Origin of the sequence: Streptococcus mitis (genome assembly GCF_003942995.1) — a bacterium.
GTDB classification, from domain to species: domain Bacteria; phylum Bacillota; class Bacilli; order Lactobacillales; family Streptococcaceae; genus Streptococcus; species Streptococcus mitis_CV.
Genome location: NZ_RJOH01000005.1, coordinates 115,282 through 134,410, shown reverse-complemented (window position 1 = coordinate 134,410; position 19,129 = coordinate 115,282). Strand labels below are relative to the sequence as shown.

The 19,129-nt window shown below is 41.0% G+C and carries 15 protein-coding genes, 1 tRNA gene and 1 pseudogene; all 17 read left to right on the top strand.

Annotation, left to right across the window (positions count from 1 at the left end; all coding sequences use genetic code 11):
* Positions 1–105: pseudogene (locus tag D8836_RS04965) on the top strand (IS200/IS605 family transposase); the annotation flags it as partial.
* Between the two features lie 274 nt (positions 106–379).
* Positions 380–2,467, top strand: a complete 2,088-nt coding sequence (gene topA, locus D8836_RS04960) for a type I DNA topoisomerase (protein WP_125393335.1) — start codon at positions 380–382, stop codon at positions 2,465–2,467.
* Between the two features lie 106 nt (positions 2,468–2,573).
* The gene (locus D8836_RS04955) at positions 2,574–2,933 is read left to right on the top strand and encodes a YbaN family protein (protein WP_001237214.1); all 360 of its coding nucleotides are present in this window, start codon (positions 2,574–2,576) and stop codon (positions 2,931–2,933) included.
* A gap of 93 nt (positions 2,934–3,026) precedes the next feature.
* A complete protein-coding gene (locus tag D8836_RS04950; protein ID WP_125393334.1) occupies positions 3,027–3,659 on the top strand; it encodes a copper homeostasis protein CutC in 633 nt (210 codons plus the stop codon).
* A gap of 43 nt (positions 3,660–3,702) precedes the next feature.
* Complete coding sequence (locus D8836_RS04945) at positions 3,703–4,359, top strand: MmcQ/YjbR family DNA-binding protein (protein ID WP_125393333.1); 657 nt, start codon at positions 3,703–3,705, stop codon at positions 4,357–4,359.
* Positions 4,360–4,672: 313 nt separating this feature from the next.
* Positions 4,673–6,235, top strand: coding sequence for a 2-isopropylmalate synthase (locus D8836_RS04940; protein ID WP_084887027.1), 1,563 nt, complete (start codon positions 4,673–4,675; stop codon positions 6,233–6,235).
* A gap of 11 nt (positions 6,236–6,246) precedes the next feature.
* Positions 6,247–7,284, top strand: coding sequence for a 3-isopropylmalate dehydrogenase (gene leuB, locus D8836_RS04935; RefSeq protein WP_125393332.1), 1,038 nt, complete (start codon positions 6,247–6,249; stop codon positions 7,282–7,284).
* Positions 7,281–7,550 carry a DUF1294 domain-containing protein gene (locus D8836_RS04930; protein WP_084924267.1) on the top strand — a complete coding sequence of 90 codons (270 nt, stop codon included), beginning with the start codon at positions 7,281–7,283 and terminating at the stop codon, positions 7,548–7,550. Before leuB ends, D8836_RS04930 begins: the two co-directional genes overlap by 4 nt.
* Positions 7,551–7,553: 3 nt before the next feature.
* Positions 7,554–8,936 carry a 3-isopropylmalate dehydratase large subunit gene (gene leuC, locus D8836_RS04925; RefSeq protein WP_084924269.1) on the top strand — a complete coding sequence of 461 codons (1,383 nt, stop codon included), beginning with the start codon at positions 7,554–7,556 and terminating at the stop codon, positions 8,934–8,936.
* 9 nt (positions 8,937–8,945) lie between these two features.
* Positions 8,946–9,539 carry a 3-isopropylmalate dehydratase small subunit gene (gene leuD / locus D8836_RS04920; RefSeq protein WP_084924270.1) on the top strand — a complete coding sequence of 198 codons (594 nt, stop codon included), beginning with the start codon at positions 8,946–8,948 and terminating at the stop codon, positions 9,537–9,539.
* A gap of 25 nt (positions 9,540–9,564) precedes the next feature.
* Positions 9,565–10,344, top strand: a complete 780-nt coding sequence (locus tag D8836_RS04915; RefSeq protein ID WP_084924272.1) for an L-threonylcarbamoyladenylate synthase — start codon at positions 9,565–9,567, stop codon at positions 10,342–10,344.
* 136 nt (positions 10,345–10,480) lie between these two features.
* Positions 10,481–11,869 (top strand): AAA family ATPase, encoded by a 1,389-nt coding sequence (locus tag D8836_RS04910; RefSeq protein ID WP_125393336.1) that lies wholly within the window; start codon positions 10,481–10,483, stop codon positions 11,867–11,869.
* Positions 11,856–13,172 carry an McrC family protein gene (locus D8836_RS04905; RefSeq protein ID WP_185761599.1) on the top strand — a complete coding sequence of 439 codons (1,317 nt, stop codon included), beginning with the start codon at positions 11,856–11,858 and terminating at the stop codon, positions 13,170–13,172. The genes D8836_RS04910 and D8836_RS04905 overlap by 14 nt, the downstream gene beginning before the upstream one ends.
* A 172-nt stretch (positions 13,173–13,344) precedes the next feature.
* On the top strand, positions 13,345–14,331 hold the full coding sequence (locus D8836_RS04900; RefSeq protein ID WP_000931164.1) for a GMP reductase: 987 nt from the start codon (positions 13,345–13,347) through the stop codon (positions 14,329–14,331).
* 66 nt (positions 14,332–14,397) lie between these two features.
* Positions 14,398–14,469 (top strand) — tRNA-Arg (locus tag D8836_RS04895).
* A gap of 335 nt (positions 14,470–14,804) precedes the next feature.
* Positions 14,805–15,503, top strand: coding sequence for a ribonuclease III (gene rnc, locus D8836_RS04890; protein WP_000661490.1), 699 nt, complete (start codon positions 14,805–14,807; stop codon positions 15,501–15,503).
* Positions 15,494–19,033, top strand: coding sequence for a chromosome segregation protein SMC (gene smc / locus D8836_RS04885; RefSeq protein WP_125393331.1), 3,540 nt, complete (start codon positions 15,494–15,496; stop codon positions 19,031–19,033). The genes rnc and smc overlap by 10 nt, the downstream gene beginning before the upstream one ends.
* Positions 19,034–19,129: the final 96 nt, after the last annotated feature.

Sequence of the window (19,129 nt, the reverse complement as noted above, 5' to 3'; positions counted from 1 at the left end):
GCCACAATTAAGAAATATATTCAAGAACAGGAAAAGCATGATATAGCACTAGATAAATTAAGTGTAAAAGAATATGAGGATCCCTTTAGGGATAGTGGTAAGTAATACTAAAGCCTCTTTGAGAGGCAAGTGACGAGTCAAGAGCAATAAGGCTTGAACAAAGTGAAAGCCAGCGTCTTTAGGCGCTGGCTGGTAATTTGGGCTTATAGCCCTGGGACAAACCACCCGTTTGACGGGTGGTCATGATTTTCATTGAGTATAAGAAGAAAGTCCGCTTACTAGACAAACTTTTCTTCTATATATAGGAGCTAAGTCTTGACAGTTATGGCAAAATGGTTTACACTTTATAAAGTTTATTACTTTGAAAAGGTGTGATACTGTGGCTACGGCAACAAAAAAGAAAAAATCAACAGTTAAAAAAAATCTAGTAATCGTGGAGTCGCCTGCTAAGGCCAAGACGATTGAAAAATATCTTGGCAGAAACTACAAGGTTTTAGCCAGTGTCGGGCATATTCGGGATTTGAAGAAATCCAGTATGTCAGTCGATATTGAAAATAATTATGAACCGCAATATATCAATATTCGAGGAAAAGGTCCTCTTATCAATGACTTGAAAAAAGAAGCTAAAAAAGCTAATAAAGTCTTTCTGGCGAGTGACCCGGACCGTGAAGGAGAAGCGATTTCTTGGCATTTGGCTCATATTCTCAACTTGGATGAAAATGATGCCAACCGTGTGGTCTTCAATGAAATCACCAAGGATGCGGTCAAAAATGCTTTTAAAGAACCACGCAAGATTGATATGGACTTGGTCGATGCCCAACAGGCTCGTCGTGTCCTAGACCGCTTGGTAGGCTATTCGATTTCGCCTATTTTGTGGAAAAAGGTCAAGAAGGGCTTGTCAGCAGGGCGCGTACAGTCCATTGCCCTTAAACTCATCATTGACCGTGAAAATGAAATCAATGCCTTCCAGCCAGAAGAATATTGGACAATTGATGGTGTCTTTAAAAAGGGAACCAAGCAATTTCAGGCTTCCTTCTATGGAGTGGATGGTAAAAAGCTGAAACTGACTAGTAATGATGAGGTCAAGGAAGTCTTGTCTCGTCTGACTAATAAAGACTTTTCAGTGGATCAGGTAGATAAGAAAGAGCGCAAACGCAATGCTCCATTACCCTATACCACTTCATCTATGCAGATGGATGCTGCCAATAAAATCAATTTCCGTACTCGAAAAACCATGATGGTTGCCCAACAGCTCTATGAAGGAATTAATATCGGTTCTGGTGTTCAAGGTTTGATTACCTATATGCGTACCGATTCGACTCGTATCAGTCCTGTAGCGCAAAATGAAGCAGCAAGTTTCATTACGGACCGTTTTGGTAGCCAGTATTCTAAGCATGGTAGCAAGGTTAAAAATGCTTCTGGAGCTCAGGATGCCCACGAGGCTATTCGCCCGTCTAGCGTCTTTAATACACCTGAAAGTATTGCTAAGTATCTGGACAAGGATCAGCTCAAGCTTTATACCCTTATCTGGAATCGTTTTGTAGCGAGCCAGATGACAGCTGCTGTCTTTGATACTATGGCTGTTAAATTGTCTCAAAATGGAGTTCAATTTGCTGCCAATGGTAGTCAGGTTAAGTTTGATGGTTATCTTGCCATTTACAATGATTCTGATAAAAATAAGATGTTACCAGATATGGCTGTTGGAGATGTGGTCAAACAGGTGAATAGCAAACCAGAGCAACATTTCACCCAACCGCCTGCCCGTTATTCTGAAGCAACACTGATCAAGACCTTGGAGGAAAATGGCGTTGGCCGTCCGTCCACCTACGCACCAACTATTGAAACTATTCAGAAACGTTATTATGTTCGTCTTGCAGCCAAACGCTTTGAACCGACAGAGTTGGGAGAAATTGTTAACAAGCTCATCGTTGAATATTTCCCAGATATCGTAAACGTGACCTTCACAGCTGAAATGGAAGGCAAGCTGGATGACGTCGAAGTTGGAAAAGAGCAGTGGCAACGTGTCATTGATGCCTTTTACAAACCATTCTCTAAGGAAGTCGCCAAGGCTGAAGAAGAAATGGAGAAAATCCAGATCAAGGATGAACCAGCTGGATTTAATTGTGAAGTGTGTGGCAGTCCAATGGTTATTAAACTTGGTCGATTTGGTAAGTTCTACGCTTGTAGCAATTTCCCAGATTGCCGTCATACCCAAGCAATCGTGAAAGAAATCGGTGTTGAGTGTCCAAGTTGTCATCAAGGANAAATTATTGAACGNAAAACAAAACGTAACCGCCTCTTCTATGGTTGCAATCGCTATCCGGAATGTGAATTTACCTCTTGGGACAAGCCTATTGGTCGTGACTGTCCAAAATGTGGTAACTTCCTCATGGAGAAAAAAGTTCGTGGTGGTGGCAAGCAGGTTGTATGTAGTAATGGCGACTACGAAGAAGAAAAGATTAAATAAGTGGAGAGTCCTGAAAGTGAATTTCAGGCTCTTTTTTGGTTGGAGCTTGACAAAATTCATCATTGTATGCGAAACTAGAAGAAGATTATTTTAACTAGGAGAAGTTATGCGTCTTATCTATCTAATTATTGGTTTTTTATCACTAGCCTTGGCTATTGTTGGGGTTGTTTTACCTTTGTTGCCGACAACGCCTTTCCTTTTGTTGTCTATTGCTTGTTTCTCCAGAAGTTCCAAGCGATTCGAAGATTGGTTGTATCATACCAAGCTCTATCAAGCATATGTAGCTGATTTTAGGGAAACAAAGTCCATTGCACGTGAACGTAAGAAAAAAATCATTGTATCTATCTACATCTTGATGGGAATTTCCATTTACTTTGCGCCTCTTTTGCCGGTCAAAATCGGTCTGGGAGCTTTGACCATCTTTATCACCTATTATCTCTTTAAGGTTATTCCAGACAAAGAATAGGTAAAATTTGTAACTATTTCCCTTGATAAAATTGAAAGCATATTCACAACAATATGATATAATAAATTCGAAGTAATACTCAAGGAGAATCAAATGATTTACGAATTTTGTGCTGAAAATGTGACCTTGCTTGAAAAAGCGATGCAGGCTGGGGCTCGTCGGATAGAACTTTGTGATAATTTAGCAGTTGGTGGAACAACACCAAGCTATGGAGTAATTAAGGCAGCAGTTGAATTGGCAACCAACTACGATACGACCATTATGACCATGATTCGTCCCCGTGGTGGCGACTTTGTCTATAATGATATGGAAATTGCTATCATGCTAGAAGACATTCGATTGACTGCTCAGGCTGGAAGTCAAGGGGTTGTATTTGGGGTTTTAACTGCTGAGAAGAAGTTGGATAAGCCGAATCTTGAAAAGTTAATTACTGCATCGAAAGGAATGGAAATTGTCTTTCATATGGCCTTTGATGAATTGAGTGATGAAGATCAGTTGGAAGCCATTGACTGGCTCAGCCAAGCTGGAGTCACTCGTATCTTAACTCGTGCTGGAGTATCTGGGGACTCGCTAGACAAACGTTTTGCTCACTATCACAGAATTTTGGAACATGCAGCTGGTAAAATTGAAATTCTACCAGGTGGGGGGATTGACTTGGACAACCGTCAAACCTTTATTGACCAGCTGGGTGTAACACAATTGCATGGTACTAAGGTTTTCTTTTAAAAAAAAGAAAGGAACTGCTAGCTTTGGGTAGCAGTTTTCACTTATGTTTGAAATTTTTAAATCCTATCAGTTTAATCAAGAAAAGGCTCGTGCCTATGGTTTTGTAGAAAATTGGGAAGTCTGGACTTATAGTTGCCAGATTTTGCAGGGTGACTTTTTCATGACAGTCTCCATCACTACTGATAATGTGAATTTTCAGGTCTTTGATCAGGAAACGGGTGACCTATATCCTCAAGTCCATATGGAAAATATGAGAGGAAGTTTTGTAGGAAGTGTCCGTGAGGCTTGTTTGGAGATTCTTTACCAGATTCGTAAGGCTTGTTTTGATGTGCAGGATTATATCTGTCTTCAGACTAAGCGTATCATGGCTCGAGTTCAGGAAAAGTATGGTAATCAGTTGGAGTATCTGTGGGAGAAATCTCCTGATACAGCAGTATTACGTCATGAAGGCAATAAAAAATGGTATGCTGTTTTGATGAAAATTTCTTGGAATAAACTGGAAAAGGGTAGAGAAGGGATAGTCGAAGCAGTGAACCTCAAACACGACCAAGTAGTGGACTTGCTTTCACAAAAGGGTATTTACCCAGCATTTCATATGAACAAACGTTACTGGATTAGCGTGGCTTTTGATGGTACTTTGTCAGATTCAGCAATCCTGGAATTGATAGAAAGAAGTTGGAACTTAACCTCTAAAAAATGAAACATTTCAAGGATTTTCAAGAACTTTCAATTAGCGAAATATTCTATACTGAAGAAATTTTCAGAAAATATTGGATTTTTTCTTGACAAGTGCTTTTGCCTATGCTAAAATACTAAACAAGATATCAAACGAAGGAGAAAGTCAAACATGAAAACAGCTAAGTTTAATCAATTTGCTTTGTTGTTGAGGTACTCGGGCTAGTGCAAAAAGCATTAGTCCTGTTTGGCTTACCAAGCGGGAGTGAATCAACATCTCGCTTGGACTTCTGAGCGAGATGTTTTTTTAAAACCACATTTGGAAAAGGGGAAATCTTATGCGTAAAGTTGAATTTTTTGATACAAGTCTTCGTGATGGGGAACAAACACCTGGTGTTAACTTCTCAATAAAGGAAAAAGTTTCCATTGCAAGACAGCTGGAGAAATGGGGAATTTCTGTAATTGAAGCTGGTTTTCCGGCTGCTAGTCCAGATTCATTTATAGCCGTTCAAGAAATTGCTAAAGCCATGAAAAAAACAGCAGTGACAGGATTAGCTCGTTCTGTAAAATCTGATATTGATGCTTGTTATGAGGCACTTAAGGATGCCAAGTATCCACAGATTCATGTCTTTATCGCTACCAGTCCGATTCACCGCAAGTACAAGCTCAATAAGAGCAAGGAAGAGATTCTAGAAGCTATTAAGAAGCATGTCTCTTATGCACGTTCTAAGTTTGAAGTGGTCGAATTCTCTCCAGAGGATGCGACTAGAACAGAGTTGGATTTCCTATTACAAGTCGTTCAAACAGCGGTTGATGCTGGTGCGTCTTATATCAATATCCCTGACACGGTTGGATTCACCACGCCAGAAGAGTTTGCACGCATCTTTGATCACTTGACTGAAAATATTAAATCAGATCATAAAGTTGTCTTTGGTGTCCACTGTCATGATGATCTCGGTATGGCAACTGCAAATACTTTGACAGCAATTAAACACGGTGCTGGACGTGTCCAGGGAACTATTAATGGTATCGGTGAACGCGCAGGTAATGTTGCTCTTGAAGAAGTAGCTGTTGCTTTGAAGATTCGTGAGGATTTCTTCCAAGCAACTAGTGATATTGTTTTGGATGAAACAATGAATACGTCAGAAATGGTTTCTCGCTTCTCTGGTATTCCAGTTCCTAAAAACAAGGCTGTGGTTGGTGGCAATGCCTTTTCTCACGAGTCTGGTATTCACCAAGACGGAGTCCTTAAAAATCCTCTTACTTATGAGATTATCACACCTGAATTGGTCGGTGTTAAGAGTAATAGTCTTCCGCTTGGTAAATTGTCTGGCCGCCATGCCTTTGTTGAGAAACTAAGAGAATTGGCCCTAGACTTTACAGAAGAGGATATCAAACCACTCTTTGCTAAGTTCAAGGCACTGGCAGATAAGAAACAAGAAATCACAGATGCAGATATTCGTGCGCTGGTCGCTGGAACCATGGTTGAAAATCCAGAAGGCTTCCACTTTGATGATTTACAACTTCAAACTCATGCAGATAATGACATTGAAGCACTCGTTAGCCTAGCCAATATGGATGGTGAGAAAGTTGAATTTAATGCGACAGGGCAAGGTTCCGTTGAAGCAATCTTTAACGCTATCGACAAGTTCTTTAATCAATCCGTCCGCTTGGTGTCTTACACTATTGACGCTGTGACAGATGGAATTGATGCCCAGGCTCGGGTCTTGGTCACTGTTGAAAACAGAGATACAGAAACCATCTTTAATGCAGCAGGGCTTGATTTCGATGTACTGAAAGCATCTGCTATTGCCTACATCAATGCCAATACCTTTGTTCAAAAAGAGAATGCTGGTGAGATGGGACGCAGTGTTTCCTATCGTGACATGCCTAGTGTGTAAAGGAGAATGCTATGACAAAAAAAATAGTAGCTCTAGCAGGGGATGGAATCGGCCCAGAAATCATGGAGGCTGGTTTAGATGTTCTGGAAGCTCTAGCTGAAAAAACAGGTTTTGACTATGAGATTGATAGAAGACCCTTCGGAGGTGCAGGTATTGATGCAGCAGGGCATCCCTTACCTGCTGAAACCCTCAAGGCAAGCAGAGAAGCAGATGCTATTCTCCTAGCGGCTATCGGTAGTCCTCGGTATGATGGAGCAGCGGTTCGGCCTGAACAAGGCTTGCTGGCTCTCCGTAAGGAACTCAATCTCTATGCTAATATTCGCCCTGTAAAAATCTTTGACAGTCTTAAGCATTTGTCACCACTAAAACCGGAACGAATTGCTGGTGTGGACTTTGTCGTGGTGCGTGAGTTGACAGGCGGGATTTATTTTGGGGATCATATCCTTGAAGAGCGCAAAGCGCGTGATATCAACGACTATAGCTATGAGGAAGTAGAGCGGATTATTCGTAAGGCCTTTGAAATTGCAAGAAGTCGGAGAAAAATCCTTACCAGCATCGATAAGCAAAATGTGTTGGCAACATCAAAACTCTGGCGGAAAGTAGTTGAGGAGGTCGCACAGGATTTCCCAGATGTAACCTTGGAACACCAGCTGGTGGACTCAGCTGCCATGCTTATGATTACCAATCCTGCTAAGTTTGATGTTATTGTAACGGAGAATCTTTTTGGAGATATTCTCTCTGATGAATCAAGTGTTCTATCTGGCACACTTGGGGTTATGCCATCAGCCAGTCATTCTGAAAATGGACCAAGTCTCTATGAGCCCATTCACGGTTCAGCTCCTGATATTGCAGGTAAAGGAATTGCCAATCCTATCTCGATGATTTTATCAGTTGCCATGATGTTGAGAGACAGTTTTGGACGTTATGAGGATGCAGAGCGTGTCGAGCGTGCTGTTGAGGCAAGTTTGGCAGCTGGTGTTTTAACAAGAGATATAGGTGGACAGGCTTCGACCAAGGAAATGACAGAAGCTATTATTGCAAGGTTATGAAGTTAGACGTAAAAATTACTCTAGTCCTTTTGATTTGGAATGTCATGGTTTTCTTGATTTATGCTATTGACAAATCCAAGGCAAGGAGAAGAGCTTGGCGCATCCCAGAGAAAATCTTACTCATTTTAGCCTTTGTTTGTGGTGGTTTTGGTGCCTGGTTAGCAGGAATCATCTTTCACCACAAGACTCGAAAATGGTATTTTAAAACAGTTTGGTTTCTTGGGATGGTGACCACACTAGTAGCCTTATATGTTATTTGGAGGTAATGGATGGCAGGAAAATCGATTTTTGATAAATTATGGGATCGCCATGTCATCACAGGAGAAGAGGGGCAGCCCCAACTCATGTATGTGGACCAGCACTATATCCACGAGGTGACCAGCCCTCAAGCTTTTCAAGGATTACGAGATGCAGGGCGCAGATTGAGACGACCAGACTTGACATTTGGAACCTTCGACCACAATGTCCCGACAGTCAATATCTACGATATTCGAGATGTCATTTCCAAGGCGCAAATTGATAAGCTAGCTGAAAATGTTGAGGAGTTTGGGATTGAACATGCGGCCCACGGTTCTGAAAAACAGGGAATTGTGCACATGGTGGGACCAGAAACTGGACGGACCCAACCAGGAAAATTCATCGTCTGTGGAGACAGCCATACGGCAACTCACGGTGCTTTTGGAGCAATCGCCTTTGGAATTGGGACCAGTGAGGTCGAACATGTCTTTGCTACCCAGACCCTCTGGCAGGTCAAACCTAAGAAAATGTTGGTGGAATTCACTGGAGTTCCTCAAAAAGGAGTTTATTCCAAGGATTTCATTTTAGCCTTGATTGCCAAGTACGGCGTTGCTTGCGGCGTTGGCTACGTGGTGGAATATCGTGGACAAGCAATTGATGAACTGAGTATGGAAGAGCGCATGACCATCTGCAATATGTCCATCGAGTTTGGATCTAAGATGGGAATCATGAATCCGGATCAAACCACCTATGACTATCTCAAGGGACGAGAATGTGTGCCAGAGGACTTCGAAGAGGCTGTGGCGGATTGGAAAACAATTGTCAGTGATGATGATGCTGTTTACGATAAGGTTATTCATATGGATGTCTCAGACCTTGCTCCTATGGTGACCTGGGGAACCAACCCTGCTATGGGGGTTGACTTTGACAGTAGATTCCCAGAAATTAAGGATATGAATGATGAGCGAGCCTACAATTACATGGACTTGGAGCCTGGTCAAAAGCCAGCAGATATTGAACTAGGTTATATCTTTATCGGCTCTTGTACAAATGCTCGTCTTAGCGATTTGCAACTGGCTGCGCGATTTGTTAAAGGGAAGAAAATTGCTCCTAATCTAACAGCTATTGTGGTTCCAGGCTCTCGTCCTGTCAAACGAGCTGCTGAGAGGTTGGGCTTGGACAAGGTCTTTCTAGATGCTGGCTTTGAGTGGCGAGACCCAGGTTGCTCTATGTGCCTAGGGATGAATCCTGACAAGGTTCCAGATGGTGTCCACTGTGCCTCAACCAGCAATCGAAACTTTGAGGACAGACAAGGATTTGGCGCTAAGACCCATCTCTGCAGTCCAGCCATGGCAGCAGCAGCAGCTATTGCAGGGCGCTTTGTAGATGTTCGGCAAATGCCAGAGGCCCAGTAAGGAGAGGATATGGAGAAATTTACAGTTTATATGGGAACGACCGTTCCTCTCATGAATGATAACATCGACACCGACCAAATCCTACCCAAGCAGTTTCTCAAGCTGATTGATAAAAAAGGCTTTGGTAAGTACCTCATGTATGCTTGGCGTTATCTGGACGACAAGTATACTGAGGACCCAGACTTTGTCTTTAACCGACCTGAATATCGGGAAGCCAGTATTCTCATCTCAGGGGATAACTTCGGCGCAGGTTCTTCAAGGGAACACGCAGCTTGGGCTCTAGCGGACTATGGTTTTAAAGTCGTAATTGCAGGGTCTTTTGGAGATATTCATTACAATAATGAACTCAATAATGGTATGTTGCCTATTGTTCAGCCCAGAGAGGTTAGAGAGAAACTAGCCCAGCTGAGACCTACCGACCAGGTAACTGTAGACTTGGAACAACAAAAAATCATCTCACCAGTTGGAGAATTCACTTTCGAAATCGATAGCGAATGGAAACATAAGCTCTTAAATGGTTTGGATGATATCGGTATTACTTTGCAGTATGAAGATTTGATTGCTGCTTATGAAAAACAACGACCAGCCTACTGGCAGGATTAGAAAAAATAGAAAAGGAAATAGAACTATGACAAAACACATTCAATGGAACGGAACACTTTCACAAGAAGGCTATGACATTTTAAAAGGTGAGGGCGGTTGTATTGTTTGCCCTACAAAAGTTGGTTACATCATCATGACTAGTGACAAGGCAGGACTTGAGCGTAAGTTCGCAGCCAAAGAACGCAATCGTAACAAACCAGGTGTCGTTCTCTGTGGTAGCATGGATGAGCTCCGTGCTTTAGCACAACTCAATCCAGAAATTGAAGCCTTTTACCAAAAACATTGGGATGAAGATATTCTTCTTGGTTGTATCCTTCCATGGAAACCTGAAGCTTTTGAAAAACTAAAAGCATACGGTGATGGTCGTGAAGAGCTGATGACTGACGTGCGTGGTACTAGCTGTTTCGTTATCAAGTTCGGGAAAGCTGGTGAACAATTGGCTGCCAAACTTTGGGAAGAGGGCAAGATGGTCTATGCCTCATCAGCTAACCCATCTGGAAAAGGAAACCGTGGTAAGGTAGAAGGTATCGGGGAACGTATCGAAGAAGCTGTAGACCTTGTCATCGAAGCAGACGACTACGTGGCATCAATCCAGCCTGACAAAACGATTGAAACTCGCTACGAGCAAGGTGTGATGGTCTCTATGGTTGATAAAGACGGTAAACTCATCCCAGAACAAGGAGGAGCACGCTCAACTTCACCAGCCCCAGTTGTGATCCGTAAAGGGCTTGACATTGATAAAATCATGATGCACCTGTCAGACACCTTTAACTCATGGGACTATCGCCAGGGCGAGTATTATTAAGATAAAAATGAAGTCTAGTGTTATGAGATATTTAAGCTCCTAACACTGGGCTTTTTGTTTAATTCCTTGCTTTGCTTCTTGATTAGTGTTATTATATAAAAAAATATTATATGTTAATGTAAAAATGGAGGAATTTATGTCGAATATAAGAGTTTGGAAAATTTCAGTTGGCGGGACCAATAACATAAAATTGCATAAGAAATCTTTTAAGGATAAAGTTCTATATATTGGATTTGAAAATATAGAAGAAAAAAATTATCCTTACAGTGGTGAAGAAAAACCTAGAAAACAAGAGAATCAAGTAGCACTCCTTCAACATGGAGTCAGTATAGGAGATTTAGTAGTAGTTCCTAGGAAGAATCTACGGGCTTCTTTTTTGGCTAAAATAATTGGTCCTTATCAATATGTTGAAAATAGTGAGTTCGAAGGGTTTCCAAGACGATTTGAAATCATTCCGATTAGTAAATTTGGTGATTTCCAGTTAAATTCTCTTGAAACCAAGAAATGGGACTTTACAACAGTATCTTTATTAACATATTCAAGTCTTGATGAGTTATATATGGATTTTAATATTGAAAAAGATAAGATTGCAGATATTAAAAACGAGGAAAACACATCAGAAAATATCAACGAGTATAAAAATATTTTACTGTCATCCAAAAACCTCATCCTCCGCGGTGCTCCTGGTACAGGAAAAACTTATCTTGCTAAAGAAATTGCTAAAGAATTAACGGATGGCAACGAAGACCAAATAGGCTTTGTACAGTTTCACCCATCTTATGACTATACGGATTTTGTAGAGGGATTGAGACCAGTATCTAATGGAGATGGTACCATTGAGTTTAAATTAGTAGATGGTATTTTTAAGAAGTTTTGTCAGAAAGCTAGAGACGCTAAGAAAACTGGAGGCCAAGATAATTTTGTCTTCATCATTGATGAATTCAACCGTGGGGAGATTTCTAAGATTTTTGGGGAACTCTTTTTCTCTATCGACCCTAGTTATCGTGGGGAAAAGGGAAGTGTTTCTACCCAATATGCAAATCTACACGAAACTGATGAAAAGTTTTATATCCCCGAAAATGTTTACATCATCGGAACTATGAATGATATTGATCGTTCAGTAGACACCTTTGATTTTGCTATGCGCCGTCGCTTCCGCTTTGTTGAAGTTACTGCCGAGAGTCAAGTTGGCATGTTGGATAAAGAGCTGAATATCCATGCAGAAGAAGCAAAAATTCGTCTAAGAAACTTGAATGCTGCTATTGAAAATATTCAAGAATTAAACAGTCATTACCATATCGGACCAAGTTATTTCCTGAGGTTAAAAGAAGTAAAATTTGATTATGAATTACTCTGGTCTGATTATCTCAAACCGCTTTTGGAAGATTATCTACGTGGTTCTTATGACGAGGTTGAAACTCTGGAAACTTTTAAAAAGGCATTTGATCTGACAAAGAATGAGCAAAAAGATCAGGCAGTAGCTGATGACAATGAAGGCGATGAAAACGATGATGCGGATTACTGATAATCAACACAAGATTGTTAAAGAAAAATTTGTTGAAGAATATCCTAAACTAAGCAGTCTTCTTTTAGACAGAACCTTGAAAAGTCTATCCAAAGATGAATGTATTTTCATTTTTCCAAATGATTTGAAGAATTCTCCTGACTTAGAGAAGGATCAAAAAATCTTTGAAACAGTTAATCAGAAAATCAAGACTGGAAATGTGATTGGTTTTCTGGGGTGTGATCAGGAAAGATTAACGATTTCCTCTCGCTTTTCTGATGAGAGTAATGACCATTTTTTGCATTATCTCTTACACAAGGTTCTTCATATCAATCTCACTAGTTTAGATGTTGCTTTGTCTCGTGAAGATAAGCTCTATCAACTTTTGATGTATTTCTTCCCTAAGTATCTACAAGCTGCTATTAGAAAAGGTCTTTATAAGGAATACCATCGATTTTCTTATAATGACAGTAATGTTAAGGGAGTGATTGATGTAAGAAAACATCTCAAGAAAAATCTTCCTTTCACGGGAAATATTGCCTACACAACGAGAGAGTTCACCTATGATAATCCCCTCATACAGTTGGTCCGTCACACTATTGAATACATTAAGAACCAGAAAAGAATTGGTCAAGGGGTACTAGATAATCTCTCAACTAGTCGTGAAAACGTAGCTGAAATCGTGCGTGTAACGCCTTCTTATAAACTAGCTGATCGTGCTAAGATTATTCGAGTAAATCAATCTAAACCTATACGTCATGCATACTTTCACGAGTACAGAAAGTTACAAGAACTTTGTCTGATGATCCTAAACCAAGAAAAGCACGGTTTAGGGTATCAAGATCAAAAAATTCATGGTATTCTTTTTGATGTTGCCTGGCTTTGGGAAGAGTATGTTCATACTTTGTTGCCAAAAGATTTCATCCATCCACGGAATAAAGAAAAACTAGGTGGTCTTTCGGTATTTTCTGTTGGGAAACGGAAAGTATATCCAGATTTTTATCAAGAAGAGCTTAAAATAGTTTTAGATGCTAAGTATAAAAAACTGGAATTGACTGAAAAAGGAATCAACCGTGAGGACTTATTCCAGCTGATTTCCTATTCTTATATTTTGAAAGCTGAGAAGGCTGGTCTTGTTTTTCCGAGCAAGGACAAGGTTGTTGATAATGAGATAGGAAAGCTAGCAGGTTATGGAGCTTTGTTGAAGAAATGGTCTATCCAAATCCCTCAGAAGTCTTCATCTTATCGTGAATTTTGTGAAATGCTGGAAAACTCCGAAGAAATATTTAAAAGTAATATTACTAAAGAAGTGGGGAGAAAATAATCTCTCCTCTTTTCTGTCTTTGATATAATCAAAACCCGAACAATATATTTTAATTTATAAAATTATTTGACAAAAACTGTACTTTAGTTTATAATAAATTAAGGAAACGTCGGAAAAGGCGTAGTGATGCGAGAGCATAGGTAGGTCATTACAAAAGAAACGAGACATCGAGATGTTAAATGAATTTCCAATTTTTGATTACGAAGATATTCAATTGATTCCAAATAAATGTGTCATTAAAAGCCGTGCAGAAGCGGATACAAGTGTCACTTTAGGAAATCACACCTTTAAACTACCTGTTGTGCCAGCTAATATGCAGACAATTTTGGATGAAAATGTAGCAGAGCAACTGGCTAAAGGAGGTTACTTCTACATTATGCATCGTTTTGATGAGGCAGGACGCATTCCTTTTATTAAACGCATGCACGATCAAGGGCTCATTGCTTCTATATCTGTCGGTGTTAAGGACTATGAGTATGATTTTGTTAGCCAGCTCAAGGCTGATGCTCCTGAGTACATCACGATTGATATTGCCCATGGTCATGCGGATAGCGTGATTTCTATGATTCAACACATCAAGAAAGAATTGCCAGATACCTTTGTCATTGCTGGAAATGTGGGAACACCAGAAGCTGTGCGTGAATTGGAAAATGCTGGTGCGGATGCTACTAAGGTCGGAATCGGTCCAGGTAAGGTTTGTATCACCAAGGTCAAGACTGGTTTTGGTACAGGTGGTTGGCAGTTGGCTGCTCTACGCTGGTGTGCCAAGGCTGCACGTAAACCGATTATCGCTGATGGAGGAATTCGTACTCATGGCGATATTGCCAAGTCTATTCGCTTCGGTGCCAGCATGGTCATGATTGGTTCCCTCTTTGCAGGACATATCGAAAGTCCAGGGAAAACAATTGAAGTTGATGGTGAACAATTCAAAGAATACTATGGTTCAGCTTCACAATATCAAAAGGGTGCTTATAAGAACGTGGAAGGAAAACGCATATTACTTCCTGCAAAAGGTCATCTGCAAGACACTTTAACTGAGATGGAACAAGACCTTCAAAGTGCTATTTCTTATGCAGGTGGACGTCAGGTTGCTGACCTTAAACACGTTGATTATGTTATCGTGAAAAACTCTATCTGGAATGGGGATGCTTCCCACTAAGACGGGCTATCCATCTAGAAAAAAACTTGTTATTAGAGCAAATTTCTGTTATAATAAAACAAGTTTCCACCCTTAGTGTAATGGATATCACGTAAGATTCCGGTTCTTGAGATGGGGGTTCGATTCCCTCAGGGTGGATGTAAACATCCTAAAAAAGCCTTTAATAGGGCTTTTTTCTTTACACCGTCTCAAATTTGCCCCTAAAACTCTTCGAAAATCTCTTCAAATCACGTCAGCGTCGCCTTACCGTAGTTATGGTTACTGACTTCGTCAGTTCTATCCACAACCTCAAAACACTGTTTTGAGAAACCTGCGGCTAGCTTCCTAGTTTGCTCTTTGATTTTCATTGAGTATAAAGCTGAAAATCTCATTCCAATGAATATCCAAATCCGCTCCAGTCCCGTTTTAAAGTGACTCAGGGGGCTTTTTTTGATATAATAAAAAGGACTGTTATCAGTTAGAAAGAGGTTGGTATGAAAGAATTACAAACTGTACTAAAGAACCATTTTGCAATCGAATTTGCAGACAAAAATTTACTGGAGACTGCCTTTACTCATACGAGTTATGCCAATGAGCACCGCCTCTTAAAAATTTCACACAATGAACGCTTGGAATTTTTAGGAGACGCTGTTCTACAGTTATTGATTTCAGAATATCTGTATAAAAAATATCCTAAAAAGCCTGAGGGTGACTTGTCTAAACTCCGTGCCATGATTGTCCGTGAGGAGAGTTTGGCTGGTTTTGCGCGTGATTGCCAGTTTGACCAGTTTATCAAGCTGGGTAAGGGGGAAGAAAAATCTGGTGGTCGCAATCGTGACACCATTCTTGGCGATGCCTTTGAAGCCTTTCTTGGTGCCCTTCTTTTGGACAAGGATGTGGCCAAGGTCAAAGAATTTATCTATCAAGTCATGATTCCTAAGGTTGAAGCAGGCGAGTTTGAGATGATTACAGACTACAAAACCTATCTCCAAGAGTTACTTCAAGTCAATGGGGATGTGGCTATTCGTTATCAGGTGATTTCTGAAACGGGTCCTGCCCATGATAAGGTTTTTGATGTAGAAGTTCTTGTTGAAGGTAAGAGCATTGGTCAAGGCCAAGGTCGTTCTAAGAAATTAGCAGAGCAGGAAGCTGCCAAAAATGCCGTTGAGAAAGGGCTGGATTCATGTATTTAAAGGAAATCGAAATTCAGGGATTCAAGTCTTTTGCTGATAAGACCAAGGTCGTCTTTGACCAAGGTGTGACTGCAGTTGTTGGACCCAATGGATCTGGAAAGTCGAATATTACAGAAAGTCTGCGTTGGGCCTTGGGGGAGTCTAGTGTTAAGAGTCTCCGCGGGGGCAAGATGCCGGATGTCATCTTTGCTGGAACTGAAAGTCGCAAACCGCTCAATTATGCTTCTGTAGTTGTGACTTTAGATAATCATGACGGATTTATCAAGGATGCTGGTCAAGAAATCAGGGTAGAGCGGCATATCTATCGTAGTGGAGATAGCGAATACAAGATTGACGGCAAGAAAGTCCGTCTGCGTGATATTCATGACCTATTCTTGGATACAGGTTTGGGACGGGATTCCTTCTCTATCATTTCCCAAGGCAAGGTTGAGGAGATTTTTAATTCTAAGCCTGAAGAACGCCGTGCTATTTTCGAAGAAGCTGCTGGAGTTTTGAAATACAAGACTCGTAGAAAAGAAACTGAGAGCAAATTGCAACAAACTCAGGATAATCTAGACCGCATAGAGGACATTATCTACGAATTGGATAATCAAATCAAGCCACTTGAGAAGCAAGCTGAGAATGCCCGTAAGTTTCTAGACTTGGATGGTCAACGCAAAGCTATTTACTTGGATGTTTTGGTTGCTCAAATCAAGGGAAATAAGGCTGAACTAGAGTCAACAGAAGAAGAGTTAGCTCAGGTTCAGGAACTCTTGACGAGCTACTACCAAAAGCGGGAAAAATTAGAAGAAGAAAATCAAACTCTTAAAAAGCAACGCCAAGATTTACAGGCTGAAATGGCCAAAGACCAAGGAAGTTTGATGGATTTGACCAGTCTGATTAGTGATTTAGAGAGAAAATTAGACCTATCGAAACTGGAGTCCGAGCAAGTAGCCCTGAATCAACAGGAAGCACAAGCCCGTTTGGCTGCTTTAGAGGATAAGAGAAATTCACTCAGCCAAGAAAAATCAGCTAAAGAAAGTTCTTTAGCTCTCTTAGAAGAAAATCTAGTCCAAAATAATCAAAAACTCAATCGATTAGAGGCTGAATTACTGGCTTTTTCAGATGATCCAGATCAGATGATTGAGCTTCTACGTGAACGCTTTGTAGCTCTTTTACAAGAAGAAGCGGATGTCTCAAACCAACTGACTCGTATTGAGAATGAGTTGGAAAATAGTCGTCAGCTTTCTCAAAAACAAGCAGATCAATTAGAAAAGCTGAAAGAACAGTTAGCTACATCTAAAGAGAAGGCTGGTCATCAAAAAGACGAGCTTGAAACTGCCAAGGAGCAGGTTCAGAAATTACTGGCCGACTATCAAATCTGTGCCAAGGAACAAGAGGAGCAGAAAACTTCTTATCAAGCTCAACAAAGCAAACTCTTTGACCGTCTGGATAGTCTCAAAAACAAGCAGGCTAGAGCCCAAAGTTTGGAAAACATCCTGAGAAATCATAGTAACTTTTATGCAGGTGTTAAGAGTGTTCTCCAAGAAAAAGACCGCCTTGGTGGGATTATTGGAGCAGTTAGTGAGCACCTGACCTTTGATGTGCATTATCAAACTGCTTTAGAGATTGCGCTTGGAGCCAGCAGTCAGCATATCATCGTAGAAGATGAAAACGCGGCAACCAAGGCGATTGATTTCCTCAAGCGCAACAGAGCCGGTCGTGCGACTTTCCTTCCTTTGACCACAATCAAGGCGCGTACGATTTCTAGTCAGAACCAAGATGCTATTGCTGCAAGTCCAGGATTTCTGGGCATGGCAGATGAGCTGGTGACATTCGATACTAGACTGGAAGCTATTTTCAAGAATTTGCTAGCTACGACGGCTATTTTTGATACTGTAGAACATGCGCGTGAAGCTGCTCGCCAGGTTCGTTATCAGGTTCGCATGGTGACATTGGACGGGACAGAGTTGCGCACAGGTGGTTCCTATGCGGGTGGAGCCAATCGCCAGAATAATAGCATTTTCATCAAACCAGAACTGGAGCAATTACAAAAAGAAATTGCTGAAGAAGAAGCAAGCTTGCGTACAGATGAAGCGAGTTTGAAGAACTTGCAAGATGAGATGTCTTCATTGACAGAAAGATTAGAAGCAATCAAAGCTCAAGGAGAGCAGGCTCGTATTCAGGAGCAAGGCTTGTCCCTCGCTTATCAGCAGACCAGTCAGCAAGTTGAAGAACTGGAAACTCTTTGGAAACTTCAAGAAGAGGAATTAAATCGTCTTTCTGAGGGAGATTGGCAAGCGGATAAGGAAAAATGCCAAGAGCGCCTTACTACAATCGCCAGCGAAAAGCAAAATCTGGAAACTGAGATTGAAGAGATTAAGTCTAACAAAAATGCCATCCAAGAACGCTATCAAAACTTGCAGGAAGAGGTATCGCAAGCTCGCTTGCTTAAGACGGAACTGCAAGGAAAAAAACGTTATGAAGTGGCTGATATTGAGCGTTTAGGCAAGGAATTGGATAATTTAGATATCGAACAAGAGGAAATCCAGCGCCTTCTTCAAGAAAAGGTTGACAATCTTGAGAAAGTTGATACAGAATTTCTCAGTCAACAGGTTGAAGAAGCCAAAAACCAGAAAACAAATCTCCAACAAGGTTTGATTCGCAAGCAGTTTGAATTGGATGATATTGAAGGTCAACTGGATGATATTGCTAGTCATTTGGATCAGGCTCGCCAGCAGAATGAGGAGTGGATTCGTAAGCAAACACGTGCTGAAGCTAAGAAAGAAAAGGTCAGCGAGCGCTTACGTCATTTACAAAGTCAATTAACAGACCAGTACCAGATTAGCTATACTGAAGCTTTAGAAAAGTCTCATGAGTTGGAAAATCTCAATCTGGCAGAGCAAGAAGTTAAGGATTTAGAGAAGGCTATTCGCACACTGGGTCCTGTCAACTTGGAAGCTATTGACCAGTATGAAGAAGTTCACAACCGTCTGGACTTTCTAAATAGTCAGCGAGATGATATTTTGTCAGCGAAAAATCTGCTCCTTGAGACTATCACAGAGATGAATGATGAGGTCAAGGAACGCTTTAAATCAACCTTTGAAGCCATTCGTGAGTCCTTTAAAGTGACATTCAAGCAGATGTTTGGTGGAGGTCAGGCGGATCTCATTTTAACTGAGGGAGACCTACTGACAGCTGGGGTTGAGATTTCTGTTCAACCACCAGGCAAGAAAATCCAGTCTCTCAACCTTATGAGTGGTGGTGAAAAAGCCCTGTCGGCTCTTGCTTTGCTTTTCTCTATCATTCGAGTTAAGACTATCCCGTTTGTTATCTTGGATGAGGTAGAGGCTGCGCTAGACGAAGCCAATGTTAAACGCTTTGGAGATTACCTCAACCGCTTTGACAAGGACAGCCAGTTTATCGTCGTAACCCACCGTAAGGGAACCATGGCAGCGGCCGATTCTATCTATGGAGTGACCATGCAGGAATCAGGTGTCTCAAAAATTGTTTCGGTGAAGTTAAAAGATTTGGAAGAAACAGTAGACTAGTTACTAAACGATAGCATCTCTTAGGAGGTGCTATTTTCTTAAACTAACATTTTGAAAAGTTTTTTAAGGTCAGTTCAGGGGCAAAAAACGACATTT